General features: G+C 67.9%; 20 protein-coding genes and 4 pseudogenes. 13 read left to right on the forward strand and 11 right to left on the reverse strand.

Annotated features, from left to right (window positions below):
* Positions 1-721: 721 nt before the first annotated feature.
* Positions 722-1,393 (reverse strand): annotated as a pseudogene (locus ACFYPA_RS28810) (APC family permease); the annotation flags it as partial.
* A 241-nt stretch (positions 1,394-1,634) separates the two neighbouring features.
* Here ACFYPA_RS28810 and ACFYPA_RS28815 point away from each other — a divergent pair.
* Together ACFYPA_RS28815 and ACFYPA_RS28820 are read left to right on the forward strand one after the other, a co-directional pair.
* Positions 1,635-2,132, forward strand: a complete 498-nt coding sequence (locus tag ACFYPA_RS28815) for a hypothetical protein (RefSeq protein ID WP_359318143.1) — start codon at positions 1,635-1,637, stop codon at positions 2,130-2,132.
* A gap of 16 nt (positions 2,133-2,148) precedes the next feature.
* The gene (locus tag ACFYPA_RS28820) at positions 2,149-2,757 is read left to right on the forward strand and encodes a DUF6529 family protein (RefSeq protein ID WP_389135052.1); all 609 of its coding nucleotides are present in this window, start codon (positions 2,149-2,151) and stop codon (positions 2,755-2,757) included.
* Between the two features lie 417 nt (positions 2,758-3,174).
* On the opposite strand, the gene ACFYPA_RS28825 is transcribed toward ACFYPA_RS28820, so the two are convergent.
* Positions 3,175-4,476, reverse strand: a complete 1,302-nt coding sequence (locus ACFYPA_RS28825; protein ID WP_389135055.1) for an alpha/beta hydrolase — start codon at positions 4,474-4,476, stop codon at positions 3,175-3,177.
* A 102-nt stretch (positions 4,477-4,578) separates the two neighbouring features.
* Between ACFYPA_RS28825 and ACFYPA_RS28830 the strand changes: the two genes are divergently transcribed.
* Complete coding sequence (locus ACFYPA_RS28830) at positions 4,579-5,196, forward strand: TetR/AcrR family transcriptional regulator (RefSeq protein WP_389135057.1); 618 nt, start codon at positions 4,579-4,581, stop codon at positions 5,194-5,196.
* A gap of 289 nt (positions 5,197-5,485) precedes the next feature.
* Here the strand turns inward: ACFYPA_RS28830 and ACFYPA_RS28835 are convergent, their stop codons facing one another.
* Positions 5,486-6,925 (reverse strand): MFS transporter, encoded by a 1,440-nt coding sequence (locus ACFYPA_RS28835; protein ID WP_389135299.1) that lies wholly within the window; start codon positions 6,923-6,925, stop codon positions 5,486-5,488.
* Between the two features lie 224 nt (positions 6,926-7,149).
* Between ACFYPA_RS28835 and ACFYPA_RS28840 the strand changes: the two genes are divergently transcribed.
* Positions 7,150-7,716 carry a TetR/AcrR family transcriptional regulator gene (locus ACFYPA_RS28840; RefSeq protein ID WP_359318152.1) on the forward strand — a complete coding sequence of 189 codons (567 nt, stop codon included), beginning with the start codon at positions 7,150-7,152 and terminating at the stop codon, positions 7,714-7,716.
* 358 nt (positions 7,717-8,074) lie between these two features.
* Here ACFYPA_RS28840 and ACFYPA_RS28845 read toward each other — a convergent pair whose 3' ends face one another.
* Positions 8,075-8,278 (reverse strand): VOC family protein, encoded by a 204-nt coding sequence (locus tag ACFYPA_RS28845; RefSeq protein WP_359083074.1) that lies wholly within the window; start codon positions 8,276-8,278, stop codon positions 8,075-8,077.
* A gap of 628 nt (positions 8,279-8,906) precedes the next feature.
* Between ACFYPA_RS28845 and ACFYPA_RS28850 the strand changes: the two genes are divergently transcribed.
* From ACFYPA_RS28850 to ACFYPA_RS28865, 4 genes are all read left to right on the forward strand, one after another.
* Positions 8,907-9,704, forward strand: coding sequence for a hypothetical protein (locus ACFYPA_RS28850; protein WP_359083075.1), 798 nt, complete (start codon positions 8,907-8,909; stop codon positions 9,702-9,704).
* A gap of 2 nt (positions 9,705-9,706) precedes the next feature.
* Complete coding sequence (locus ACFYPA_RS28855) at positions 9,707-10,858, forward strand: S8 family serine peptidase (protein ID WP_359318161.1); 1,152 nt, start codon at positions 9,707-9,709, stop codon at positions 10,856-10,858.
* A gap of 233 nt (positions 10,859-11,091) precedes the next feature.
* Positions 11,092-11,442: a hypothetical protein gene (locus ACFYPA_RS28860; protein WP_359083077.1), complete on the forward strand. Its 351-nt coding sequence runs from the start codon at positions 11,092-11,094 to the stop codon at positions 11,440-11,442.
* 136 nt (positions 11,443-11,578) lie between these two features.
* Positions 11,579-11,866: a hypothetical protein gene (locus ACFYPA_RS28865; RefSeq protein ID WP_359318163.1), complete on the forward strand. Its 288-nt coding sequence runs from the start codon at positions 11,579-11,581 to the stop codon at positions 11,864-11,866.
* 261 nt (positions 11,867-12,127) lie between these two features.
* On the opposite strand, the gene ACFYPA_RS28870 is transcribed toward ACFYPA_RS28865, so the two are convergent.
* Together ACFYPA_RS28870 and ACFYPA_RS28875 are read right to left on the reverse strand one after the other, a co-directional pair.
* Positions 12,128-12,523, reverse strand: coding sequence for a hypothetical protein (locus tag ACFYPA_RS28870; RefSeq protein ID WP_359318165.1), 396 nt, complete (start codon positions 12,521-12,523; stop codon positions 12,128-12,130).
* 37 nt (positions 12,524-12,560) lie between these two features.
* Positions 12,561-12,863, reverse strand: a pseudogene (locus ACFYPA_RS28875) (hypothetical protein).
* Between the two features lie 100 nt (positions 12,864-12,963).
* Between ACFYPA_RS28875 and ACFYPA_RS28880 the strand changes: the two are divergent.
* Positions 12,964-13,341 (forward strand): hypothetical protein, encoded by a 378-nt coding sequence (locus ACFYPA_RS28880; protein WP_359318168.1) that lies wholly within the window; start codon positions 12,964-12,966, stop codon positions 13,339-13,341.
* A 31-nt stretch (positions 13,342-13,372) separates the two neighbouring features.
* Here the strand turns inward: ACFYPA_RS28880 and ACFYPA_RS28885 are convergent, their stop codons facing one another.
* The gene (locus ACFYPA_RS28885; RefSeq protein WP_359318171.1) at positions 13,373-13,951 is read right to left on the reverse strand and encodes a helix-turn-helix domain-containing protein; all 579 of its coding nucleotides are present in this window, start codon (positions 13,949-13,951) and stop codon (positions 13,373-13,375) included.
* An 84-nt stretch (positions 13,952-14,035) separates the two neighbouring features.
* Here ACFYPA_RS28885 and ACFYPA_RS28890 point away from each other — a divergent pair, with 84 nt between their 5' ends.
* The 4 genes and pseudogenes from ACFYPA_RS28890 to ACFYPA_RS28905 all read left to right on the forward strand — a co-directional run.
* Positions 14,036-14,995 (forward strand): alpha/beta fold hydrolase, encoded by a 960-nt coding sequence (locus ACFYPA_RS28890; RefSeq protein ID WP_359318174.1) that lies wholly within the window; start codon positions 14,036-14,038, stop codon positions 14,993-14,995.
* Positions 14,996-15,229: 234 nt separating this feature from the next.
* Positions 15,230-18,169, forward strand: a pseudogene (locus ACFYPA_RS28895) (RHS repeat-associated core domain-containing protein).
* 1,946 nt (positions 18,170-20,115) lie between these two features.
* The gene (locus ACFYPA_RS28900) at positions 20,116-20,214 is read left to right on the forward strand and encodes a hypothetical protein (protein WP_389135302.1); all 99 of its coding nucleotides are present in this window, start codon (positions 20,116-20,118) and stop codon (positions 20,212-20,214) included.
* 17 nt (positions 20,215-20,231) lie between these two features.
* Positions 20,232-20,432: pseudogene (locus ACFYPA_RS28905) on the forward strand (response regulator transcription factor); the annotation flags it as partial.
* A 43-nt stretch (positions 20,433-20,475) separates the two neighbouring features.
* Here ACFYPA_RS28905 and ACFYPA_RS28910 read toward each other — a convergent pair.
* The 4 genes from ACFYPA_RS28910 to ACFYPA_RS28925 all read right to left on the reverse strand — a co-directional run bounded on the left by ACFYPA_RS28910 (position 20,476) and on the right by ACFYPA_RS28925 (position 24,085).
* Complete coding sequence (locus ACFYPA_RS28910; RefSeq protein WP_389135063.1) at positions 20,476-21,609, reverse strand: epoxide hydrolase family protein; 1,134 nt, start codon at positions 21,607-21,609, stop codon at positions 20,476-20,478.
* Between the two features lie 87 nt (positions 21,610-21,696).
* Positions 21,697-22,356: an NADPH-dependent F420 reductase gene (locus ACFYPA_RS28915; protein ID WP_389135304.1), complete on the reverse strand. Its 660-nt coding sequence runs from the start codon at positions 22,354-22,356 to the stop codon at positions 21,697-21,699.
* 98 nt (positions 22,357-22,454) lie between these two features.
* Entirely contained in the window at positions 22,455-23,396 is a 942-nt protein-coding gene (locus ACFYPA_RS28920; protein ID WP_389135066.1) for an SDR family oxidoreductase, read from the reverse strand.
* Between the two features lie 65 nt (positions 23,397-23,461).
* Positions 23,462-24,085 carry an NADPH-dependent F420 reductase gene (locus tag ACFYPA_RS28925; protein WP_389135068.1) on the reverse strand — a complete coding sequence of 208 codons (624 nt, stop codon included), beginning with the start codon at positions 24,083-24,085 and terminating at the stop codon, positions 23,462-23,464.
* Positions 24,086-24,088: the final 3 nt, after the last annotated feature.

Raw genomic sequence — 24,088 nt, forward strand, 5'->3', positions numbered from 1 at the left:
GGGGCGAAGCCGACGCTGGCGGGTGACACCTGGGCCCTGCCGTTCGTTGATCCCACATGCCTGTACTGCCATCCCCTGAAGAGATCGAAGGAGCCAAGACGTCCAAGGGGGCGTGGACGCATAGCCAGCTGGCCGAGTGGGGCGTGCCGTGGCCTTCGGAGAAGGGCTGGAAGGATGAGCCGATCGAGCGCTGGGAGGCCGCACGCCAAGACCGCGCACCGCCGCCGTCTCTGCCCAGCCCGGCCCCAACCGACTTCGCACTCGGCTGACCACACAACAGGGGGGCCGGACAGGATCACCCTGCCCGGCCCCGCCGCACGTTCCCCGCCGCTCACCGGCTGAGGCGGATACGCGGCCCCCGCATGAGCTCGAGGTTGTCCAGGAATTTGGCGACTGCCGACGGCGAGTCCCTGACTCGGACGCAGTTCGGCCGCATCACGTAGGTCTCTAGCTAACGGTTTGCTCTGTTTTGTCATGTAAGTGACGAAGCGGGAGGAAATCCTGTTGCGAAGCACGTTGGTGCTGGACGAGCTGCGGATCTAGAAGATCAGACGAGCCGACGGCAGCTGGGCGTTTACGATCCTCTGGCCCGACTCCTCGGTGGACGAAGAGGCGGTGAAGCGGGCGTTGGCCGTCGGCCGGTCGTCGGTGGCTCCCGGCGGGCCGGGGGCTCGGTGGGCGATGCTGCCGAGCCGCGGATCAGGGAGCTGGGCCGCACGAACTCGCTGAACGCGCGGAGTACCAGCATGACCAGTGCGATTCCGGCCAGGTCCACGTCGTTCTTCTGTGGGGTGATTCCGTATGCGGAACTCTCCGCGACGGGGGCATCGCCCAGGAGGTAGCGCAGCAGACCGGTGCCGATCATGATCAGAACACCGCCCACGAAGAGGTAGGTGGGAGCGGCGAACAGCCGGCCGGACTCGCGCATGCCGCGGAGGTTCAGCGCGGTCAGCAGGCCGACGAATCCCAGCGCCATCAGCACGCGGTAGTCGGCCAGAGAGGGCAGCGCCGAGACGATGTTGTCCACCCCGGAGGCCACCGACACCGCCACGGTCATGACGTAGTCGACCAGCAGCGACGCCCCGACCACCAGTCCGGCGGAAGGGCCCAGATTCGTAGAGACAACCGCGTACGAACCGCCGCCGCTCGGATACGCGCGGACGACCTGCCGGTAGGAGAGCACCACCACCGTCATCAGGGCGACGACAGCACCCGCGATCCACGGGGTGAAGTGGAGATAGGCGAGCCCGCCCAGGGTGAGGACCAGCAGGATCTCCTGCGTGGCGTACGCCACGGAGGAAAGCGGGTCGGACGCGAAGATCGGCAGCGCGATGCGCTTCGGCAGCAGCGTCTCACCCAGCTCCTCACTCCGCCGGGCACGCCCGATGACCATACGCTTGAGAACCCCGATCGCCCTCGGCACGGCGCGATCGTAAACCGGCGGCCCGCAACGACCCGGCCCGGCACGCGACCGACACGGGTGAACCCCCAAATCAGAGTCCCGTTCGTCAACGGTGCGCAGAGCAAGCCGCCAATGAGCCGGGGGAGTGGTCTTGACGACGGCTCCGTCAACGGGAGGTCACGGGCGGGGAGAGACATGGAACCCCAACGCAACCTCACCCACGGAGCCCCCGATGACGCGCACCGCCACGGTCGCCATGTGTGCCGCCCCCCTGCTGGCCGTCGTTCTGACCGGGTGCTCCGACAGCAGCAATGACACCTCGGGCGATGGATACGGCTCCACGTCCTCCAGCGCCTCCCCTTCTAAACCGGCCACCCTCGACACGAAGTCCGCGGGCAAACTCGGCACGATCGTCGTTGACGAAAAGGGCCGCACCCTCTACCTCTTCCTCGCCGACAAGAAGAACAAGTCGAACTGCGCGGGCGACTGCGCCAAAGCCTGGCCTCCGCTGCTCAGCAAGGGGAACGCCAAGGCCGGAAAGGGCGTGGACAAGAAGCTGCTCGATCTCACCAAGCGATCCGACGGTGAAGAGCAGGTCACCTACAACGGTCACCCCCTCTACTACTACGCCGGCGACACCAAGCCCGGCCAGACCAACGGGCAGGGCCTCGACCAGTTCGGCGCCGAGTGGTACGCCCTGAACGCCAAGGGCAAGCAAGCCGGAAACTGAGACAGGGGACGACGGCATGAGTGCGCGGCGCGACGGCACAGGCGGCGAAACCCGCACCACCGGTGCGGTACTCGCGCCCATCGCCATCCTGGTCCCTGTCGCGGTCGGCGTCGGGATCTACCTCTTCGGAACCCACCACACACCGAACTACGGGTACGGGCTCTTCGGCAGGCACGGCAACGCCGCCGTCGACCTCAAAGCCCAACTCGGCACCGCACTGCTCGGCCTGGCCCTCATCCAGCTCGGCCTCGCCCTGTGGATGTACGGCCTCATCCCCGGCACCCGCTCCGCCCCCCAACGGGCGCGCTTGGGACACCGCGCACTGGGATTCCTCACCCTCCTCTTCTCGCTCCCGATCGCCTACCACTGCCTTGAGAAGTACGGGATCGAGACGACATCACCACGCACCACGATCCACTCCATCGCAGGGTGCGCCCTCTACGGCGCCTTCGCAGCCAAGGTGATGGTGGTGCGCAGCAGACGCCTGCCCGGCTGGCTGCTCCCCGCCATGGGTGCCCTGCTCGTGCTCGGAATTGCCCTCCTCTGGTACACCGCCGCTCTGTGGACGTTGAACGCCGACTCGGCACCGGGCTTCTCCGTGAGCAGTGAGCCTCTGCCACCTTGAAAATCCCGGGTCAGCAGGGCTGGTGTGACCGTGTTCCGGGGTGCTCGTGCTGGTCCTGGGCGACAGTCTGCGCCGTGGATCGTCCGTCAGGACCCGCCTTGCACCACAGGAAGTCTCGAATCGGTTCCCCCCTCCGCCTCCGTGCGATGGGAGCCCCATCGCCATCGGCGATACGGCATGGGCTTGTGGCGAAGACGGGCGAGGCCGGTCAGCAGTTGATCGACGAGGACCAGCCGGTGTCTCATGCCGACGCCCACGACTCGCATCCGCGGTCGGACTGAAGATCTTCTCGCTGAAGATCTTGTCCCTTGGCATGCCGTGCTTGCTGAGCGCGTCGAGGCGGGGGCGGCCACGCCGCAGCGCGCGCGGCCCGGCGAGTCGGCTTGTGCGTGTCACTTCGGGCAGGCCCCTGCCTCCCTACTTGTGATTGCGGAGGAAGGCCGGGATGTCATCTCGGGTCGGGTAGTCGGGCAGCGGGGCGGGCTTGTCTTGGAGGAATGCGGCGATGACGTCGGCTGCTCGTTGGTCATTGTCACCCAGGCCATTCCACATGTGGTGGCCTACACCGGGCATGTACTGGGTGCGTTGGATGGCGGGGTTGTCCGCAAGGATGGTTGTCGCCCACTGGCGGACCTGGGAGGAGCACTCGGCGATCATCAGCATCGCGGGTGTCCGAGAGCGCCTCAGCTGAGGAGCGACGGAAGCGGAGTCTTTGATCGTTTGCTGGATACGAAGGCTGGCGGCGGGGCTGAAGGAGAAGTTGCTCGCGGTGTCCTCGACCGGGATGCGCTGCGCGTCCCGGGCGCAGTAGGCGGACGCGGTGTCGCTGCCGAGATCGGCGGCGGTGAAGGCGTTGTCGCCCTCCGCCTGTCCTACCAGCCCGTTGTCCGGGCTGAGCAGTCCGAGCCGCATGAGGCCGAACGCGACCGCGTACCGCGGCACACGTGTGGAGCGCGGTCCGGTCATGGCCGGTGCGATGCCGCGGGCCGACGGGTGGCCCTTCTGCCCCGCTATCCGGGCGGTGGGGCCGTCCATCGGGCCCGGCTCGGCGATGACCGCCCGGCGCAGGTGGCCGGCGATGGCCGGGTCGGCCAGCGCGCGGGTGAGCACGACCGCGCCCGAGGAGAAACCCAGCACGTCGGCGCGGCCCTTGCCGAGCTTGTCGACGAAGGCGCCGAGGTCATGGACGGACCGGGTGATCGAGTAGTGGTCCATGGGCAGCAGGTCGCTGCGTCCACCGCCGGCCTGCTCGTAGGCGTACACGTCGTAGCCCTGTCCCGCGAGCCGCTGCAGGAAGTGGTGGTCGAGCACTGAGATGCCGCGCACCGGCCCGCCGTTGAGGTAGACGAGCGGGGCGCGTTGCCGGGGGCTGTTGCCGGTGGGCGGGTAGTGGTAGACCGCGACCTGGCTGCCGGTGGACAGCCGCCAGTGCTCGGTCGTCACGAACGAGAGGGCGGCCGGGTAGCGGCGCGTCGTGGGGACGGTGGGGACGCATACCGACAGCGTCAGGGCCGCCGCGACGAGCACCGGCAGGAATGGCACCAGCCGTCCCCGCCAGGGGCGTCGGCGGCCCCGCCACATCGCCGCGACAACCGCGACCCCGACAGCCACGAACCACGCGGCTAACCCCGATCCCGCGCCGTCGGTGGCGACGATCAGCGCCAGGAACAAGGCGACCAGCCCCACCGCTGCGGCGGTGGCTGCCAGAAGGCGTGCCATGAAGCGCAAGGGACGTATGACGGACGGTGGCATGGTGATCTCTCCCAAGTTTTTGAAACACTGTTTTGAAACGATGTTATCAGCATGGGTAAACTGCTTCCCATGGGAAGGCCGAGAACGAACGACGACGCCGTCAGAGAACGGCTCGTGGCATGCGCGACGGAGATGTTCGCCACCCGCCCCCAGGAGTCGGTCACAGTCCGCGCGCTGGCCGCCGCCGCCGGAACGTCGACGGCGGCGGTGTACACCTTGTTCCAGGGCAAGGACGGCTTGATCCGCGAGGTGCGCGACCAGGCGGTCGCCGGCCTGTTCCAGGACTTGACGGCCGTTCCCGGCTCAGAGGCCGCCCTGGAGGATCTGTACGCGTTGGCCGTGGCGTATCGCCATTGGGGACTCGAACACCGCCACCTGTACACAGTGCTGTTCGGTGGTGCGCAGTCCTTTGTCCCGTCGCACCGGATCGGCGACCGAGACCCGGTGCGACCGCTCGTCGCGGCGATCGACCGCGCCGTGGTGGGCCACATCCTCGCGGGCGACACCACACTGATCGCCGTCTCGTTGTGGGTCGCCCTGCACGGGCTCGTGACCCTCGAACTCGCCGGGAGCCTGGACGGCACCGCAGCAGAGACCGCGTTCCGGTCCACGATTGATGCAGTACTGCGCGGCTGGGCAACCCCCTCCGTCTTCCCTGGCCTTCGACGCACAGACCCGGCGCTGTGAAGCCCTTAATCTGCAGCCACGCGGAGACGGCTGGCGGAGGGCCGAGTCGAAGCGCGCTCCCCAGCCCGCAGAGATCGGTTCGTGGCTATCGGTATCGGCCCTGACCAACCACCACCACCGACGCACCAAGTGAAATGACGTCTATAAGGCGGATTTTCGGCCCGGTGCCGAAGCGCCGGGTGAAGGAGTAACGGCCGAGGGTCTATCTGGCCGTACGGGAGCCGGGCGGCCGGGCTGGGGAGACGTCAGGCCGAGCCGGGCTGCCACGCGTCGGCTGGGCTGTGGGCACTCACGGCGCGGTACGGCGGCCATCCGAGGTGGCTGTTGTTGTCAACGGTTTCTCGGCTGCCTCATGCGGGAGGGTGACCGCACCTGGACCGGTGGAACGCCGCGGCGTCGCCGTCGCGGAGCCTTCCGCTGCCGGCTCGGACCTGCTCAGCCACAGGCCCGTGAACACGGCGGTGACCAAAGTGACGGCACCGGCAGCGAGGAAGGCGCTGTTGAGGCCGGCCTCGAAGGAGGCACCGCCGGATTGCCGGGTTCGGACGACGACTCCGAGGACCGCCACGCCGAGCACCGCGCCGATCTGCCGCGTGGTGCTGCTGATGCCTGAAGCGAGGCCGCCCTCCTGCGGGCTGACCGCTTGGATGGCGGCTCCCGTCAGCGGGGACAGGGTCAGGGCGAAGCCGATGCCGACGACTCCGAGCCGCCACCACACGTTCCCGTAGCCGGTGTCGGCGTGCACCATGCCGAGCGCCAGCAGCCCCAGGCCGGCCAGGGCGAGGCCGGCGGTCACCACGATGCGGAAGCCGTAGCGGGCGGCGAGCCGGCCGGCGTACGGGCTGACGATCACCATGCCGAGGGACATCGGCAAGGTCTGCAGGCCCGCGCGCAGGATCGAGCTGCCCTGGACGTACACGAAGAACTGGGAGAAGAAGAACGACGAACCCATGAGCGCGAACCCCACCACGACCATGGCGGTGTTGGACACGGTGAACAGGCGCTGCCGGAACAGCGGCAGCGGCAGCATCGGAGCGGAACGTCGCGCTTCGACGGCGACGAAGGCGCCGAGGAGGATCACTCCGGCGGTGAAGCTGCCCAGGATCACGGGCGCCGTCCAGCCGCGGGCACCACCCTCGATCAGCCCGTAGGTCAGCGCCCCCACCCCCAGCACGGACAGCACCGTCCCCGGGACGTCGATCGCCGGGGCGCCCGGATTGCGGGTCTCCTCAAGGCTGCGCAGACCGACCAGGAGAAGAACCACGCCGATGGGTACATTGACCAGGAAGATGGCGGGCCAGCCGAAGACATCCGTCAGCACGCCGCCGGCCACGGGACCGACGGCCAGACCGAGTCCACTGAGCCCGGCCCACAGCCCGATCGCCTTGATCCGTTCCTGCGGCACGGGACAGGCGGCGACGAGCAGGGCCAGCGAGGCGGGGCTCAGCGCCGCGGCCCCGACCCCCTGGAGCACCCTGCCGGCGACCAGCCATCCGACCGAGGGCGCGAGGCTGCACATCACCGACGCGACGGTGAACACCGCCACACCGGTCAGGTACACCCGCTTGCGGCCGAACCGGTCGGCGAAGACGCCGCCGGACAGCAGCAGCATGGCGACCAGCAGCACGTACGCGTCGACGATCCACTGCAGACCGGTCAGCTGCGTGTGCAGCCGCTGCTGCATATCGGGCAGCGCCGCTCCCACGATCGTGTTGTCGAGCAGGACCATGAACTGACCCAGGCAGGTCACCGTGAGCAGCGCGCTCCGGCTCTGCCGACTGCCTACGGACGCAGGCGATGCGGTCAAGGGAGTTCCTCTCCATCGTCGATTGCGCCCCTCCATGGCCGACGCGGCCAAACAGCGAGCGCACTAACGCAGTCGTCGACTGCGTTAGTCGACTGTAGGGAGGGTCGCCCCATAAACGCAAGTCCTAACTGCGTTAAGGTGAGGAGATGAGCGACCAACAACGAGCCCGGCGGCCCGGCGGGCGCAGCGCGCGCGTCGCCGCGGAGGTACACCGGGCCGTCACCGACCTGATCAACGAGCGCGGCTACGGCAACTTCACCATCGGCGAGGTCGCGGCCCGCGCGGGCGTGGCCGACAGCAGCATCTACCGACGGTGGGGCAACCTGGAAACCCTGCTCACCGACGTGGCACTCGCCCGCCTCGACACGCAGTCACCGATGCCCGATACGGGAACCCTGGCCGGCGACCTGCGCACGTACGCGCACCAAGTGGCCCGCGAGATCACCGGACCCGACGGCCTGGCGGTGGTGACCCTGGCCGTCGCCCTGTCCAGGAGTGGTCAACAGGGCCGGCAGGCGCGCGACGACCTTCTCGCCGCACGCACCGCGCAACTGCAGTCCATGCTCGATCGCGCGACCGAACGCGGCGAGCACGCCCCTGCCGCACTCGACGTGCTGGACCACATCATGGCCCCGATGTACGTACGCCTCCTGCTCGGCGTCGGCCCGCCCACCCCGGACTACATTGACGGGCTGGTCGACAGACTGCTGTGACCCCGACCAGGTCCTCGGGGGTCAGCCCCCGGCCGCGATGTCAGGGCCCGTAAGGTGCCGGCGCCACCCCGGAGCCGTAGACGTTCCCCCTGTACGTCTACGGCGGCCAGCACCTGCGGGCCCGTCCCCGCTGTTCTGGGCGCACGTGTACCTCTACGGCCGCCTCGAGCTGAACAGGAACAGTCTCAGGAGGCGGACCTGTCGCCCAGGCGGCGACAGTGCCTGGCCCCGCACGGCGCCAGGCTCAAAGGCTCCGCGGCTGACGCCGCACGGTACGGCCGGATCAGCGTCCTGAGCAGCGTATGAGACCCGTCCCGGTGTCAAGGAATCACTGCTCGGCTGCTGGCCGGGGCCGTACTTACGCCACGCAGAACTCGTTGCCTTCCGGGTTGTGCATGATCCACCAGCGTCCGGCTTGCCCTTTGTTCACCTCTCGGACGAGGGACACCCCCAGGTCTTCCAGCCTGGCCAACAGCTCGTCGAGGCCGCCGGGTTCGCTGTGGATGTCCAGGTGCAGGCGGTGTCCCTCTTGCGCTCGGGCACGTCGCAGCCCCGAAGGCATCGCTCTCCGGCTTGGCCCCGGCGCGGTCCTCACACCGGAACGTGGCAACTCCTGGCGGACGGCCGAAGGAGTGGCGGGCGAGGTGCGCGCCTACCGCACAAGATCGTTCTCACCGATAACCGCTGTACCGATGGTCCTGCCCACGCCAGTTGCATCGGATGCGAATACGCGACACCGGTCCTGGAGGCGTGTCCGGGACTGCTCGGAAACGGCCCCATCAGGGACGTTGGCCTTGAAAGCACGGTAGCGGTTGCGGCGCTGCCCCAAGCCCACTACCGGACGTACCATGCCAACCGCTGACAGGGCGACACCTCCTGACGTAGGCGCAAGGCAACCCGGCATCGGCCCCCGAACGGCCTGTCGTAAGCTCACCCGGACGCCGAAGGGCGGACCACGTGGAGGCGGGGACAGCCTCCACAGATGCCGGGGCTCCAGGGCTCTGTGTCAGAAACGGGGGAACATGTCCTACCACACGCCGCCCGGAGATCCAGGCGCAGCAAATCCGTACAACCAGCAACCCCAGCCGACTGGTTGGCAGCAGCCACCGACGCAGGGCATACCCGGACAGGGATACCAGGGGTATCAGGGGTATCAGCCCCCGCAGCCTCCACCCGTCTCTCAGCAGCAGATGCCGTTCGGCGCCCCGCCCCCTCCCGGGGTCTCCGGCCGCGGCGGCAGCACCGCCCTGCGCGCAGTCCTCGGCATCTTCGGTGTCCTGCTCCTGATCGGTGGCGGGGGGCTGGCCGCACACGCCTACAGCAACAGCCGGCAGGAGATCGACAACACCGCCTACGGCGAGGACCTCTGGCGCAACGAGGCGGCCGACACCGTGCTGCCGGGCACCATCGGGGCCCGCTCGGGCGACTACGACGGCGCGCTCACCACCCCCCGGAATGCCCAGTGGCGGCGGCTCGGCCTCTCCCCGGACACCTCCTGCACTGCAGGCCTGTCCGGCAAGACCCGCACCACGGCGGCCAAGTTGGGCTGCGAGGCGGTCCTGCGCGCAACCTACGTGGACCCGACAGGCAACCAGCTGGCGACAGTCGTCATCGTGGTCCTCCCCATCGCCGGCGGAGACGCGAGCACGTCCGCCAAGAACCAGCTCGGCGCGTTCTTCACGGGCCGGGACGGGGTCGAGGGCGCGGTGAACGTGCTGCCCGTGAAGGGCACCCTGGCGGCTCACTGGACCAATGACGCACGCAACGCCGCCGCGCTCGAGCCGGTCAGCGGCGACAGCATGCACTACGCCATCGGCGTGACCCTCGGTGCGGTGGACGGCCTGTGGGCCGGGCATCTGCCCGGCACCTTCGGCGAGGCCGACAGCGATGGACGCGCAGACCGCAATGCGTGGCAGGGCGACGCGGAGGGCCTCGTCAGCACCTTCAACACCCACCTCTCGGATCTGCAGCTGAGTGGAGTGAAGTGACTATGAGGCGTACGCATACGACGAAGGCGCGGGTCGCGGTCCTCGGCACGGCGCTCTCCGCCCTCCTGTGCACACTGGCCACAACACCCGCATCCGCCGCACAGAGCACCCCGGCGGGCTGGGAGTCGATTGCCCTCAGGGTGGACTCGGCGCAGCGGCTCAGCCAGGGCAAGGCGATCACCGTCGCCGTCCTGGACACGGGTGTCCAAGCGGACCACCCCGCGCTCAAGGGCCACGTGACCACCGGGCCCGACTTCCTCGACGACGGCGCGAGCGAGGACAGCGGCAACTGGGGCCTTCATGGCACTGCCATGGCCTCGGCCGTCCTCAAGGTCGCGCCGGAGGCCGGCATTCTCTCCGTGCGCGTTCTCGACGAGTCGAAGAACAAGAAGAGAACCGTGTCGGGGGGCACGAGTCCGATCGCCAAGGGCATCGATTACGCGGTCGGCCACGGCGCCGACGTCATCTCACTCTCCTTGGGAGACGCCGGGAATTTCGTGCAGGACTACAACGCCGACGAGGCTTACGCCATCGGGCGGGCGGTCAGCCGTGGCGTCACTGTGATCGCCAGCGCGGGCAACAGCGGCGACGAGGACAACTCCGGCTCGTATCCGGCGGGTTATCCCAGTGTGATCTCGGTGGCGGCCACGGGACAGGACGGTGCGCGGGCCCCCTTCTCCACGGTGCGCTCGCACAACGCGGTGGCCGCGCCGGGAGTGGGTATCACCATGGCCAAGAAGTCCGGCGGTTTCACAACGGAGGACGGGACGTCCCCGGCCTGCGCCCTCACCGCCGGTGTCGTCGCGCTCATGCTCTCCCACAACCCGAAGCTGACCCCCGCCCAGGTCCGCTCGGCACTCACGACAACAGCCCACCACCCCGAGGGGGGCCGAGATGCCCTCGTCGGCTACGGCCTGATCAACGCTCCGGCCGCCGTCCTGGCCGCCGCTTCCCCGGCCAAGGACCGCACGACCCCGGTGAAGTACACGGGGAAGGAGCACTTCGGAACCCCGACGGGCACATCGAAGGTGACCCATCCGGCCATGGAGCAGGGCATCTGGCTTTCGGGCCTCGGCGCCGCAGGATGCGGCCTGCTGCTCGTCCTGGTCGCGATCCTCATGGGCCGTCGACGAAGGACGGGCCCGCGGAGCTGACCCTTGGGCCGGGTGCCGGGTGCCGGGGGCGTTCGTATCGGCGGTCGAGGCGGCGTTCGCCGGTCAGTCGGCCCGTGGTTGGTTCGATGGCCCATCTAGCCCCGGCCCCGCAGATGGAACCGGACGGCCGCCCCTGGTCATCCAGGGCAGTACAGCACTGATGCGAGGGGGCGGCCATGCAGGGTTCCGGACCGATTCCGAAGGCACCCTCCGGAGCGGGTTCCGCTCGGCCCATGCGGGCCGGTTCCCAACTATGGGTCGCCGCCGCCGCCAACCTCGGCATCGGGCTGTGCGCCATCATCCCCGAACTGGGCATCCGATGGATCGTCACGCAGTACCTGCCGATGGACTGCACGTCCACCGACCCGCCCCTCCACAGCACGGGATGCGACAGGGGAACATTGGAAGACGGCCCCATCTACATGTTCTACACCGCGCTCAGCGGCCTCTTGGTCCTCGGGATAGCCGTCGTGGTCGACGTCCTCATGCCGCTCCAGGAGCGCTGGCGGATCGACATCTGGCTCCCGATGGCCCTGCTCGTGCCCGTACCGTTCTTCGCCGGGCTGGCGCTCGATCGGTTCTGACCGGGCTCAGGAACCCGCCTTCTCACGCAGTGAGGGCCGTCGAGGGCGGCTTCAGCCGGCCATCGCCACCGAGCACGACGAGGCGGAGCATGCCGACGCCACCAATTGGCCGCAAGTCCTCGCCCCGTGGGGCCTGTTGGAGCACCTCGCGCCGAACCCGGTGGTCACCCTCAACCGCCAGGCTGTCGCGACGGTGCACGGCCCCACCGCCGGTCCCGACCTGCTGGCGACCCTGGACTCCGACTGGCGTACCGCACCGCACACCACCGTCGCCTGCTCGCAGTCCGCGCCCATCTCCTGGAACAACTCGGCGACCACGAGGCGGCGGCCCACGCCTACCGTGAGGCGGCTCGACGCACCAGCAGCACATCGGAGCGACGCCACCTCGCCTCCCGCATGGCCCGCCTCACCCTGGCTGGACTGATCCGAAGAGCCGGCGAGCTCGGACAGCCGACCTGTGCGGTCCACCCGACAGATCAGGGACGGCCCGCACAGGTCGGGCGGCTATTCCTTCTTCTCGCTGACGCCGTCGACCTGTTGGAAGGTTCATACTTTCGGTGTCGTGTGCCGACGCTATGACCTGGAAGTTTCCCCTCCAGGCTCATGACGTGTCGGCAGGCGGCTGTCTCAGATCGGTGTCATTTCCTCAGACTGACCAGCAGGCTGCACCGCTGCCCAGGGGGCGTCACGAACCTGCTTTGGCACCCATCCGTTCCATCCACTCGCGCACGGTTACTGCTCGCTCGATGCGGCTGGCGATGTCCTTTTTGGAGGCCGTTTCCAGGGTCTCTGGGATCTTGTCGAAGGTGTCGGGAAGGACGTCGAGCTGACCCCGGATCTGTTCGCCGGTGATGACGGTCAGCAGTTGCCGGCACCTCCACTGCAGCGGCGTCTCGGGACGGTGCGTGAGTCGCTGCACGAGTGTGGGGAACAGGTAATGCGTCGCCTCTGCGGCGAGGTGTTGTCGGAGCCAGTGGACCGGGAGCCGCTGGCTGAAGCTGTGCATGTCGGCTTCCCGGGCCAGGTCCAGGAGCTGAGCGGTGTCGACGGCTCGGACAGTGCGGGGAAAGGTCGGAGCCATGCCGCGATGATGCCAAGAAGCCTACGCGGGGCCGCAGTCAGCCGGGCCGGGCTGCGATCTGGCGACGGGCAGACCCCCAGACTTCCTCGAACTCCTCGGAGGTGAGTTGTTCGGGGTCGTGGCCTTCCCTTTCCGAGAGGGGCAGCTCGGCTGTGACTCCGAACCTGCTGTCGTACTCATCGAGGCGTCCTGCGTCGTAGGCCCGCTGCCACTCGGTGAGTGAGGCAGCTGCGATCGGGGTCAGCTCAGGCCCTTCGAGTTCGACCTGCCGGATCACCCAGCCTTCGGCGTCGGCCTCAAAGTAGAACCAGACATCTTCCTCGTCCCACTAGCAGCGCATCCATGTCTTCACGAGCCCATGATGGCGGCGGTCTGCCCGCCAGCCTCTGCGGTGTCCAATTCCTGTGAGTGGTCACTTGGACTACTGGGATGCTCCTGCTGTGACCACCACGACGAGCAGACTGCAGACCGACGCCGGATGGGACGGCCCCTATTACCGCGTCCTCGCCGAAGGATTCGAGGCACTGTTCCTCCCAGGCCCCGACGAGGTGCTCGATGAGGTCTGCAATGTGGATGTCGAGGTTCACCTCCCCGACAGCTCTCGCTGGAGTGCGACGATCTTCACCCTCGCCGAGGTGGACCGGCTGATGAGGAGGTGGGAGGGGACCGGAGAAGCGGCAGGGGGCCGATGCTTCTGGTGCTCGGACGGGCTGATCGTTCGAGACCCTGGCATCCAAGGCATGGTGGGCGTGATCGCCAAGCTGCTCGCGTCGGGAGAGTTCGGCAGAGCCTTTCATCGCCTTTCCGACCCGGAATGAACTCCGGATGGTGGGCAGTGGTGGACCTGGCTCAGATGCCGGATCCCGGGCTCTGGCTGCTATCGGCGCCGGTCTCGACAGGCGGCGCTTCGACGGGGAAGAGGATCGGGCTGATCAGATATTGCGTGCGGTCGGGTGACGGCTCGTTGGCCAGGTGGGGGGCGATCGCCTCTCGCATCCCGTCGATCATCCCGTGCAGTTCCCCAGGGCTGAGCCAGACGGCGTGCTGCCGGTAGCCGACCTGGTCGGCTACCGGGTTGGCCGTGTCGTGGTCGAGATACGCGGTGAATTCGGCAGTCAGGACCGCCAAAGCGGCGGCGAATGCGCGGCGATGGTCGTCGAGCGAGAGTGAACTGGCCGTATCTGCATTGATCCCCGCGCGGTCGCGGCGCAGCCTGTAGCGGCGCTCGACCGCGCCGCGCACGCGCCGCTCCAGGGCGACTTCCAGAACCCCGCCGGCTGCGAGCAGGTCGACGTGCCGGTAGACCGTGGCCTTCGAAACGTCCCGGATGCGGTTGCACAGGTCGGCGGTGGTCATTTCCCTGCCGCCACGCATCGCGTGAATCACTCGCAACCGCACCGGGTGGGCCAAGAGTTCGAAAGCATCCATCCCTCAATGATCTCATGTCATGCTACCGTTCGCATTCCCTGAGAAAGGTTGTGAGGGATGCCTGACGGCGCTGCGACAGAGTCCATGACCGGCTCAGAACTCGCCTGGATGCCACCGCCTTATGCCGAGCCCGGCCGTTTCAGCGAGCACGAGGTCACCATCGGCACCGGCCCCTTCCCGGTGTCAGGCACGGTGAGCGTCCCTCGAGGGCAGGCTCCCGGCCCTGGCGTTGTGCTGCTCGCAGGTGGTGGACCGTTCGACCGCGACGAAACCAGCGGGCCGAACAAGCCGCTCAAGGACCTGGCCTGGGGGCTCGCCAGCCGGGGGGTGACCGTGCTGCGCTTCGACAAGGCGTCCTACGCCCACCGCGATGTGGCCGCGACATCGGACCTGACGATGACACAGGAATACGTACCGCATGCCGTCGATGCAGTCGGCCTGCTCCGTAGCCACCGATCGGTGGACCCCGAGCAGGTCTTCGTCCTCGGCCACAGCATGGGCGGCAAGGTCGCCCCCGCCGTCGCCGTCGCCGCACCGACGGTGGCGGGCCTGGTGATCATGGCCGGTGACACGCAGCCGATGCACCATGCCGCTGTCCGCGTCGTCAGCTACCTCGCCACCGTGCTCCCCGACCAGGTCCCGCCCGCGGTCATCGAAACCTTCCAGCGACAGGCGGCCCTGGTCGACAGCGCGGAACTCACGCCCTCGACCCCCGCCGCGGATCTGCCGTTCGGACTGCCCGCGCCGTACTGGCTCGAATTGCGTGACTACGACCCGGTCGCGATCGCGGCCGGACTCAGCAAGCCGATGCTTATCCTCCAAGGAGGACGCGACTACCAGGTCACCGTCGCCGACGACCTGGTGCGATGGCGGACGGGCCTGGCCGGCCGGCCGGAAGCCGATATCCGTGTCTACGAAGCCGACAACCACCTCTTCTTCCCCGGCGCGGGACCATCGACCCCCGTCGAATACGGCACTCCGCAGCATGTCAACCCCGCCGTCATCGCCGACATCACCCGTTGGCTCAGCCACGGCCAGGGCTGAGCATTCACGCCGCCTGTGAGCCAGTGGTCGGCGGCCTCCCGCACCAGCACACTGCCGGCCCCGCACACCGAGGAATGTGCCGGCTCGCTCTCGCGACGCCGCCGACAGGCCGCCGAATTCAACGCCTGCCGTCTCTCGGCTCTCGGTGCTTCCGCACTGCCCGCTCTTGCCGGTCCGGTGGCCGCTGACCCGACGCCTGTCTCGGCGTGGGGGCCGGGTGGCCCCAAGGCGCAGATGCCGGAGGTGCAGGTCGGCTCCAACGTCCCGGCCCCCGCCGAGGCCGAGGCGCCGGTGTCCGCCGAGGCCTCGGCCTGGCGTGCCGCCCAGAAGGAACGGGCCTCGAGCCGTACCCGCGCCGGCGCTGCGGCTCGTTCGTCGGCTGCGGTGCTGACGTACGTCCCCGAGGGGCAGGGGGCGGTGCCGTGGCATCAGATATCCGACTTCCGGATCACTGACTCGCTGGTGGCCAGGGTCAACTGCTCCAACGGCAACTTGATGCTCGCCGCCACCGACTTCGATGTCGCGGGCGTGGGCCAGTCGCTGCGCCTGGCTCGGACGTACAACTCCCTGGACGCCCCGTGGGGCAAGGTGTCCCAGCGGTGGTGGCAGGAGTACGAACGCTACGCGCAGATCTTCACCTCCGAGGTGGTCCTCTATGACGCGAGCGGGGATTCCGTCCGCTTCACCAAGGAGTCCAACGGCACCTACACCACGCCCAAGGGCTCCTCGAAGGACCTGAAGAAGAACAGCGACGGCACCTACACGCTGACCGACCGTAAGTCGGGCTCGAAGGACACCTACGACGCCAACGGCACGCTGACGAAGGTCACGGACAAGAACAACGGCGTCATCACGATCACGCAGCACGATGAGGGCGGTGAGCAGAAGGGATTCAAGGTCACCGAGACCCGCTCCGGCCGGTGGGTCGATCTGCTGAAGACGGACGCCTCGCAGTGGCAGGCCAAGGACCGCACCGGCCGCACCGCCGTCTACGACCTCAACGCGGCCGGCGACGTGGCGAAGACGACGGACACGGAGGGCAAGGCCACCCAGTTCGGCTATGACTCCTCACGCCGCCTGACGAAGATCACCACGCCCGAGGGGCGGGTCACGGTCTTCACCTACGACGACCAGAACCGCGTCACCTCCATGCTCCGGGCCACTGATCTCAACGGCTCCGGTCACACGGGCCCGACCTGGACCTACACCTACGACTCGTCCTCGCCGTCCGCCGCGGGCACAACGAAGGTCACCGACCCGGAGCAGCACTCCACCTCGTACAAACACGACGGGGACGGCCAGGTCACCGACGTCACGGATGCCCTGACCCACAACCGCACCATGTCGTTCGACGCGAACCACAACGTGACGACCGCCTCCGACGCCATGGGAGTCGGAGGGACGGGTGCGAACGTCACGACGTACGGGTGGGACAGCCGCAACAACCCCACCTCGGCGAAGCTCCCGACCGGGGCCACCTCCACCGTGACCGGTTACCAGACCATCGCGGGTTCCGACCTCCCCGGCTCGATCACGACTCCGGACGACGAGAAGACCGACTACACCTACGACACCGCGGGCAACACCAAATCCGTAGCGGTGGAAGGAACGGGCGGCGGGAACCAGACCTTCGACTACAACCCGGCCACCCCCACCTGCCAGGGCTTCCAGGGCCAGCGGTGCAAGGCCACCACGAAGATGACGTCGACGAAGTCGGTGTCCACCACCTTCACCTACGACGCCCAGGGCAACCTGAAGACGGTCAAGGCCCCGGCCCCCCCTGGGTACCACCACTTACTACTACGACGGCCTCGGACGCACCACCATGGTCAAGGACGCCCGCGGGGTGACCACCCTCTACGAGTACGACAACCGCGACCGCGTCACCAAGGTCGACGGCTCCAACTACGCGACGGTCACCTACTCCTACGACGGTGACGGCAACCTCAAGCAGCGCTCGGACAACAGCGGCGTGATCACGTACGACTTCGATCCGCTCTCCCGGGAGACGGTCCGTACTCTGCAGGACGGCTCGCAGACCGTCCTGACCTACACCCCGGCCGGCAACGTCGACACCTACCAGGACCCCGCCGGGCTGACGGACTACACCTGGAACGAGGTGAACAAGCTCAAGTCGCTCAACGACCCCAAGAGCAAGATCACCTCATACGACTACGACAAGAACGACGTCCGCACGAAGACCACCTACCCGGGCAACACCGTCCAGACCATCACCCCGGACAAATCCGGCCGCCCGGAGAAGATCAAGGCCACCTCACCCAAGGGCACCCTGGTCGACCTCGCCTACTCCTACGCCAACGGGACCAAGGACGGCGGCAAAATCCGCACCAGCACGGACGCGGTCTCCGGATACAAATCCTCCTACACCTACGAGAGAAGTGGTCGGACTACTCCCAGATGACCTCGGTAACCGTCGCCGGGAAGACGTACGCCGGGCAGTGCGGGTCGACGGACCAGTCGGAGCGGATCAAGCTCGGTGACACGTTCTTCCACAACGGCCCGATCGGCCTGGCCGGCACCTCGACCGCCGGAGTCGACACAGGGTTCAACCGGGAACCCGAGGGAACGCTGAATTCCATGACCCGCGAGGGGAAGAACTACTACTACCTGACCGACGCCCTCGGGAGCGTGGTGGCCACGGCCGACGAGACCGGCACGAAGGTCAACAGCTACGGCTACAGCCCTCGCGGCGTCTCCCGCAGCACCACCAGCGAAATGGTGCCCCAGCGCTACCGGTTCGCCGGCGGCTACCAGGACCCCACCGGTCTTTATCACTTCGCCGCCCGCTACTACGACCCCAATATTGGCCGCTTCACGAGCCCCGATCCCTCCGGCCAGGAACAGAACCCCTACCTCTACGCCGAAGGCGACCCCGTCAACCGCATCGACCCCAACGGTTTGCTGAGCTTCGGGGATGTCACTGGTATCGGGGATTGGGCGAGCCTCACCTACGACACGCTGACGGGTAACACGGAAGGCGCGAACGCCACCAAAATGGGCATCATCGCGGGAATCGGCGTGGAAGCGCTTTGCGGGGCGGCGGCCGGCGCCGGGGCGGCTGCGACTTTGGGGGTCTCAGTAGGAGCCGGGTTGACCGGGTGTTCGGTCGTAGCCGGTGCCGCTGCCGGGGCGACTACAGCCGCATACAGCTGATCGATCTCTAAGGGCTGTCCCGTAATCCCTGGCGGGCGCACGACGACAGCTACGGCACCTCGCCGCGTTGTCGGAACGCCCGAATACATCCAGTATGCGGACGCCCCTCCGCCTTGCGATGCACCGCATCTGACGTCGCGCGCTGATCCACCAGGGATTACGGGACAGCCCTTAGGGGGGCGGGATTCACCTCCCGCCCCCGAAGAAGAGGAGTCGTGAATGAGTCGGGCCGTGAGAATCGGATCAGCGTTCATAGCCTTCCTTTGCGGTGCCGCCCTGCTGCTGGTAGGCACGCATGATGCGGTCACCGGTGCTTCTCGCGCCGTACTCCCCGTAATGATAGGAACCGCTCTCGTTGTCGGCGGGATTTTCTTCATGTTCAAGAAATTCAAGTCATGATTCTTTCATCGATCATGCCTCCTTCTGCTGCGGGGCTGCCGTCCTGGGGGATCACCCTCGTCATTCTGGTATTTGTCCTCGCTGTCGTCTTCGTCCTGACGCGTCGTCGATGACATGAGGTCAGTTGGCCTCTGTAATCGAGCGGACCACTACCAGGTGTTCGGGCTTCTACGACAACAGCGCCGCCCCGGTGGACATCGGCGGCCCGATGACGTGCACCATCTCCAGCGCGCCGGACGCCGATGACCGCTACACACTCGTGGTGGCGCAGAGCCCGAACCAAGCACGTACAAGGTCACTCTCGACATCGCCGACCATGCACATGTCTACTCGTCCACGGGTCAGAAGATCTACGGGATCAACTGCTTCTGACGGTACGGAAGAGCAGCGCGTCGGCGAACCGGAGCGGATCGTGGGATCCGGGGGTCGTCACCCCCGGGTGACCCGGTTGAAGCGCCCATTTGATCGGGGAGGAATCCGTGATCAACAAAAGGTTTGTGGCCTTCCTTGTGCTGTGCGGTTGTGTATCGATCTTCGGATTGATTACTGGCTTCACAAGTGGTCGCCCCATTATTCTGGTCGCCGGGGTGCTGGGTGTTATAGTCGCCTGCTTCCTGACGTATCGCGTGATGCGTAGTCGGCCAGGCAGGGCACGTTGACCGCAGCCTTTCGCGGACGTCAGCTTCGATTGGGCGGCCGATTCGCGGCCATTGCACTCATCTGAAGTCCCGTCCAGGCTGAGTCTGGACGCCCCCCGTCCGCCAGGGGCTGGCTCCGTGTCATCTCTCTTGCTGAACCGTGTCTGTACCCAAGGGGACTGGCGGCAGCGGTGTTCACGAGAGCTTTTGGGGAAGGTGCCTCTTGACCAAGGAGGCGCACATGGCGCAACGTTCTGAGTCCACCTCGCCGGAATGGACCAGACCGGGTAATAGGTGGGGGCCGTGGTTTTACTGGCCGATGCTCTGCATAGGCGTCGGATTGCTGGTGTGGCGGGTGAGTGTCGGCGCGAGCACCAGACAGGTCGTGCTGGCTGCCGCATATGTCCTTGTGTGGGTGTGCCTCTTGGTGGCTAATCGATCCGCACGCCGGCGACAAGGCACACCTTGACCTCCGCCCAGCCCGGGCCGGGACGATAAACGTGCGGCTCTGTCCCGTAATCGGTGGTACCGCTGTGTGTGGCGATCAGTGGAGAGGATTCGCTCTCCTCGCCCTCGCGGGCCTCGCCGAAGCAGCGAAGAAGGTAGCCCTCCGCTCCGAGCCGCCAGGCGAGTAAGCAGCTCCGCACCCGTTCATAAGCGACCGGGCGAGCGGGCGCGAAAGCCCATGGGCTGTAGTTCCACTCAGGTGCGCCCGGGCCACAATTGCATCACCCGCCCCTCCGCATGCCTCGTCGGTGAGGGTGATGCGGTTGCAGCTGATGCTGCGGACCAAAGCTGGCCACCGGCACCGAGTCGGCTGCCAGGAGTGAGCTGCTGCGCCGTGAGGTCGCTCAGTCGCGGCAGGCTATGCAGACCCGGCCGGTGACAGACGAAGCTCGCAGCATGGTTATGACGATGGGTGCGTGTACTGCGCAGGAAGCGCGGGGCGTCCAGGGGAAGCTGTCACAGCACACGAACGTCAAGCTGCGGGTGGTGGCGGGGCGGTGACTGCTGTCGCGAGCGCGGCTGCCGACATCGGGCTGACGCCGCGCGAGCTCGAGGTGCTGCGCCTGATCGCCAACGGCCTGTCGAGCGGTGAGATCGCCGCAACGCTGGTGATCAGCCCGGAGACCGTCAAGACGTACGTGTCGCGCCTCCTGACCGGGCTCGGCCTGCGGGACCTTGTGCAGGCGGTGGTCCACGCCTACCGCAGCGGTCTGGTGACCGGAGGGGTGGCCGGCCCGCTTATGGACTGCTGCCGGGTCGGTCTCAGCGCAGTTGGCGGAAGAACTCGGTGATGTCGTCGGCGAGCAGTCTGGGCTCTTCGTGGGCGGCGAAGTGTCCGCCGCGCGGCATCGACGTGTACCGGGTGATGTTGTAGGTGCGTTCGGCCCAGGAGCGCGGGGGCCGGGTGAGGTCGGCGGGGAAGACGGCGACGGCGGTGGGTACTTCGACCTTCTCGACACGCCGGGTCAGGCCGCGGGCGTACTCGTAGTAGGGCCGGAACGACGTCGAGATTGTGCCGGTGAACCAGAACAGGGACGCCTGGGTGAGGACGAAGTCGTCGGTGAACCGGGACGACAGGTCGCCGCCCGAGTCGCTCCAGGCGCGGTATTTCTCTACGATCCAGGCCAGCAGGCCGGTCGGAGAGTCGGACAGCGCATGGGCCAGGGTGAGGGGCCGGGTGTTCTGCTGGTGCTGGTAACCGCCCTCCTTCGCGCTCCAGTTGGCGACCTGGTCGAGGTAGGCCTGTTCGTCCAGGGTGAGGTCGGCGGCGTCGTACCCCTGGGACGCGGCGACGGCCAGCAGGTGGATGCCGGCCAGCGACTCCGGGTAGGCCTCACCCAGACGCGAGGTGATCCCCGCGCCCAGGTCTCCGCCGTGGGCGGCGTACCGGTCGAAGCCGAGCTCGTCCCGCATGAGCCGGTGCCAGATCTGGTGGGTCTGGAGCGTCGGCGGGAGGTCCGGGCGTTGCGGCGAGAACGCGTAGCCGGGCAGCGAGGGGACGACGACCGTGAACGCGTCGGACGCGTCGCCGCCGTGCTTCGAGGGCTCCGCGAGACGCCGGGCGAGGTCGGTGAGCTCCAGGAAGGTGCTGGGCCAGCCGTGGGTCAGCACGATCGGCAGGGCGTCTGGACGCTCGCCGTCGAACCGGAGGTAATGGACGGGCGTGCCGCCGATGACGGCCGTGTGGTGCGGGAGGGCGTTGATCCGCGCCTCGTGGGTGCGCCAGTCATAGCCTGTGGCCCAGTACTCCGCCAGGCGGCGCACCTCAGTGGTGTCGGCGCCCGCTTCCCAGCCATCGACGGGCCACCGGGTGGGCCACCGGGTGGCCCGCAGCCGCGCGCGCAGGTCTTCGAGGTCCGTATCGGTTACAGCGATCAGCGGCGGGTGGTCGGTCATGTGCCTCTCCTGGTCGTGCTCACGTGCCGGCCGTGCGACAGCGCCTGGACATGGTCGACGCCGTCGCCGGCCCGCGCACACCTGCGGTCACCGCGTGGCGGTGGCCAGTGCCGCGCGGATGACGTCGTCGCCGGCGGGCCGGCCCTTCTCGTTCGAGTACGGCCCATAAGGGCTGCCCCACACCGGTGTGCCCGTCGCCTGCCGCCAGCTGTCGGCCAACGGTCCCGCGTCCACCACGCCGTACCCGATGGAGTCGATGAAGTCGGTGACCGCCGCCTTCGCCGGCGCCGAGTCCGCGGCGATCGGCAGGTACGACCGGTCGGCCGCCCCCGCCGGGCGGGCGAGTGACAGCACGTGCTTGAAGTAGATGGTGTTGAACGCCTTCACGAGTCCGGCGTCCGGAACGTAGCGCAGCAGCAGTTCGCTCGAGGTGAGCGACCCACTGTCGAGCTCGGGGATGTGCCCGTCACGCTCGGGGCCGTAGTTGCACGTGTCGATGACCGTCTTTCCCACCAGTGGTGCGGCGGGCAGGTCGGGGAAGGCCGTGACCGGCACCGTGACCACGATGATGTCACCGGCCGCCGCGGCTTCCTCGCTCGTCGCCGCGGAGGCCCCCGGACCCAGTCTCGCGACCGTGTCCGCGAGCGTCCCGGGACCGCGCGAGTTGCTGAGCACGACCTGATGTCCGGCCTCGACGGCGAGCCGCGCGATGGTGCTGCCGATGGATCCGCTTCCGATGAATCCCACAGTCGTCATGTTCTCGGCGTCCTTCCAGAAGAGCCTTGTCCTTGTACGAGCCTCGTTCTTGCCACGCGCCGGACTCGTCGCGACCCGGGCCCCAGCTGTCAGCCGGCGTGGAAGTAGTGGCCGTTGTCCAGATCGGCGAGGAGGCGGGGCTGAGCCGGCTCCCAGCCGAGGGTCCGGCGGGTGATGAGGTTGGACGTCGGGTAGCTCTGCGTGACGACGTTAGTGAGGAACCCGAAATGTGCCGGCAGGATCAGCTCGTCCATGGGAACGCTCACGGCGGGCAGGCCCAGGCGGCTGCCGATGGCCTCGGCGATCTCGCGGAAAGGGATGCCCCCGTCCTCGACCGCGTGCCAGTAGCTGCCGGCCGGGCCCTTCTCCAGCGCCAGACGGAACAGGGAGGCGGCATCGCGGGCGTGCACGGCGTTCCACCGGTTCGCGCCGTCTCCGGGGTAGCCGGCGAAGCCCTTCTCCTTCGCGAGCGCGATCAGCATGGGGAGAAAGCCCCGATCGGTCGTGCTGTGCATGATGTTGGCGATCCGCACGACCGAGGACCGTACCTTCTGCTCGGCGAGTCCGATGACGGCGGACTCCACGACATTACGGGCCCGCAGGGTGCCCTTGTGCTCGTCGCCGACGGGCAGGGCCGGGTCTTCCTCGGTACCCGGCCGGCCCAGGTACGTCCCGGTCCCGGGCGAGCCGATGCTCCCTGCCGCGACCAGCGGCTTACCGGTCCCCGCGAGGGCCTCGCCGTACGCGAGCATGACCGGGAGCTCCGCGGCGGCCACGGCGGCCATCCCGCCGGACGGAAGCAGGTCCTGCCGGTGCGCGACGTGGATGACGCCGTCGGAGCCCGCGGCCGCCTCCTTGAGCCCGTCGAGGTCCTGGAGGTCGCCGCGGCGTATCTTCGCGCCGAGCGCGGACAGTGCCGCGGCGGCCGTGTCCGACCGGACGAGGCCGGTGACCTCGTGTCCTGCGGCGATGAGTTCGGGGATGATGTACGAACCGGAATGGCCGGTCCCGCCAGTGACGAAGACACGCAAGGTACTGCTCCTTGTCAGTGATGTGGTGCGCGAAGTGGTGGTGCGGGGTGGTGGTGCGGGTGTGCTCAGCCGCGGAGGTCGACGCCGAGGGCGACGTCGAAGGTCCCCGCGCCGTTCCGGGCCAGGCCCATCAGCAGCGGCCCGATCCCTTCCAGCCAGCGGGCCATCTCCAGGCCGCCGACGTCGAGGGGACGCAGTCCCAGGCTCGCGATGAACGCCGACACGTCGGCCTTGGCCCGTGCGTCATCTCCGGCGAAGAGCACGTCCAACGGACGTTCCTGGACCAGGACATGGCCGAACACTGTGTTGAAAGCCTTCACGACGTGAGCGCTCGCCGGGGCCGCCTTGGCGATCTCCTGCGCACCGGACGTGCCCTCGGGGGTGACCACTCCGGTGGCGTCGGCATCGAACGTGTTGGAGATGTCGATGATGACCTTGCCGGCCAAGGCATCCCCGTACTGGGCGACGACCGGCACGGCGCTGGTGTAGGGCACGGCGAGGACAACGATGTCGCCCACAGGGACGGCGCCGAAGGCCCCCACCGTGGCGCCGGCGCCGAGCTCGGCGGCCAGGCCCTTGGTCTTGGCGGCGTCGCGGCCGATCAGCTCGACGGAGTTACCGCCCGCTACCGCACGTGAGGCGATGGCGTGGGTCATGCCCCCCAGACCGATGAAACTGATGCTGCTCATGGT

Origin of the sequence: Streptomyces sp. NPDC005775, from assembly GCF_042871565.1 — a bacterium.
GTDB lineage: Bacteria > Actinomycetota > Actinomycetes > Streptomycetales > Streptomycetaceae > Streptomyces.

Excerpts from the sequence above, each read along its gene's own strand:
- ACFYPA_RS28925 (WP_389135068.1), bottom strand. The coding sequence starts at position 24,085 with ATGAGCAGCATCAGTTTCATCGGTCTGGGGGGCATGACCCACGCCATC.
- ACFYPA_RS28820 (WP_389135052.1), top strand. The coding sequence starts at position 2,149 with ATGAGTGCGCGGCGCGACGGCACAGGCGGCGAAACCCGCACCACCGGT.
- ACFYPA_RS28885 (WP_359318171.1), bottom strand. The coding sequence starts at position 13,951 with ATGGATGCTTTCGAACTCTTGGCCCACCCGGTGCGGTTGCGAGTGATT.
- ACFYPA_RS28860 (WP_359083077.1), top strand. The coding sequence starts at position 11,092 with ATGCGGGCCGGTTCCCAACTATGGGTCGCCGCCGCCGCCAACCTCGGC.
- ACFYPA_RS28910 (WP_389135063.1), bottom strand. The coding sequence starts at position 21,609 with ATGACCGACCACCCGCCGCTGATCGCTGTAACCGATACGGACCTCGAA.
- ACFYPA_RS28845 (WP_359083074.1), bottom strand. The coding sequence starts at position 8,278 with ATGCCTTCGGGGCTGCGACGTGCCCGAGCGCAAGAGGGACACCGCCTG.
- ACFYPA_RS28855 (WP_359318161.1), top strand. The coding sequence starts at position 9,707 with ATGAGGCGTACGCATACGACGAAGGCGCGGGTCGCGGTCCTCGGCACG.
- ACFYPA_RS28830 (WP_389135057.1), top strand. The coding sequence starts at position 4,579 with ATGGGAAGGCCGAGAACGAACGACGACGCCGTCAGAGAACGGCTCGTG.
- ACFYPA_RS28870 (WP_359318165.1), bottom strand. The coding sequence starts at position 12,523 with ATGGCTCCGACCTTTCCCCGCACTGTCCGAGCCGTCGACACCGCTCAG.
- ACFYPA_RS28825 (WP_389135055.1), bottom strand. The coding sequence starts at position 4,476 with ATGGCACGCCTTCTGGCAGCCACCGCCGCAGCGGTGGGGCTGGTCGCC.
- ACFYPA_RS28890 (WP_359318174.1), top strand. The coding sequence starts at position 14,036 with ATGACCGGCTCAGAACTCGCCTGGATGCCACCGCCTTATGCCGAGCCC.
- ACFYPA_RS28815 (WP_359318143.1), top strand. The coding sequence starts at position 1,635 with ATGACGCGCACCGCCACGGTCGCCATGTGTGCCGCCCCCCTGCTGGCC.
- ACFYPA_RS28835 (WP_389135299.1), bottom strand. The coding sequence starts at position 6,925 with ATGGTCCTGCTCGACAACACGATCGTGGGAGCGGCGCTGCCCGATATG.
- ACFYPA_RS28840 (WP_359318152.1), top strand. The coding sequence starts at position 7,150 with ATGAGCGACCAACAACGAGCCCGGCGGCCCGGCGGGCGCAGCGCGCGC.
- ACFYPA_RS28850 (WP_359083075.1), top strand. The coding sequence starts at position 8,907 with ATGCCGTTCGGCGCCCCGCCCCCTCCCGGGGTCTCCGGCCGCGGCGGC.
- ACFYPA_RS28900 (WP_389135302.1), top strand. The coding sequence starts at position 20,116 with ATGACGATGGGTGCGTGTACTGCGCAGGAAGCGCGGGGCGTCCAGGGG.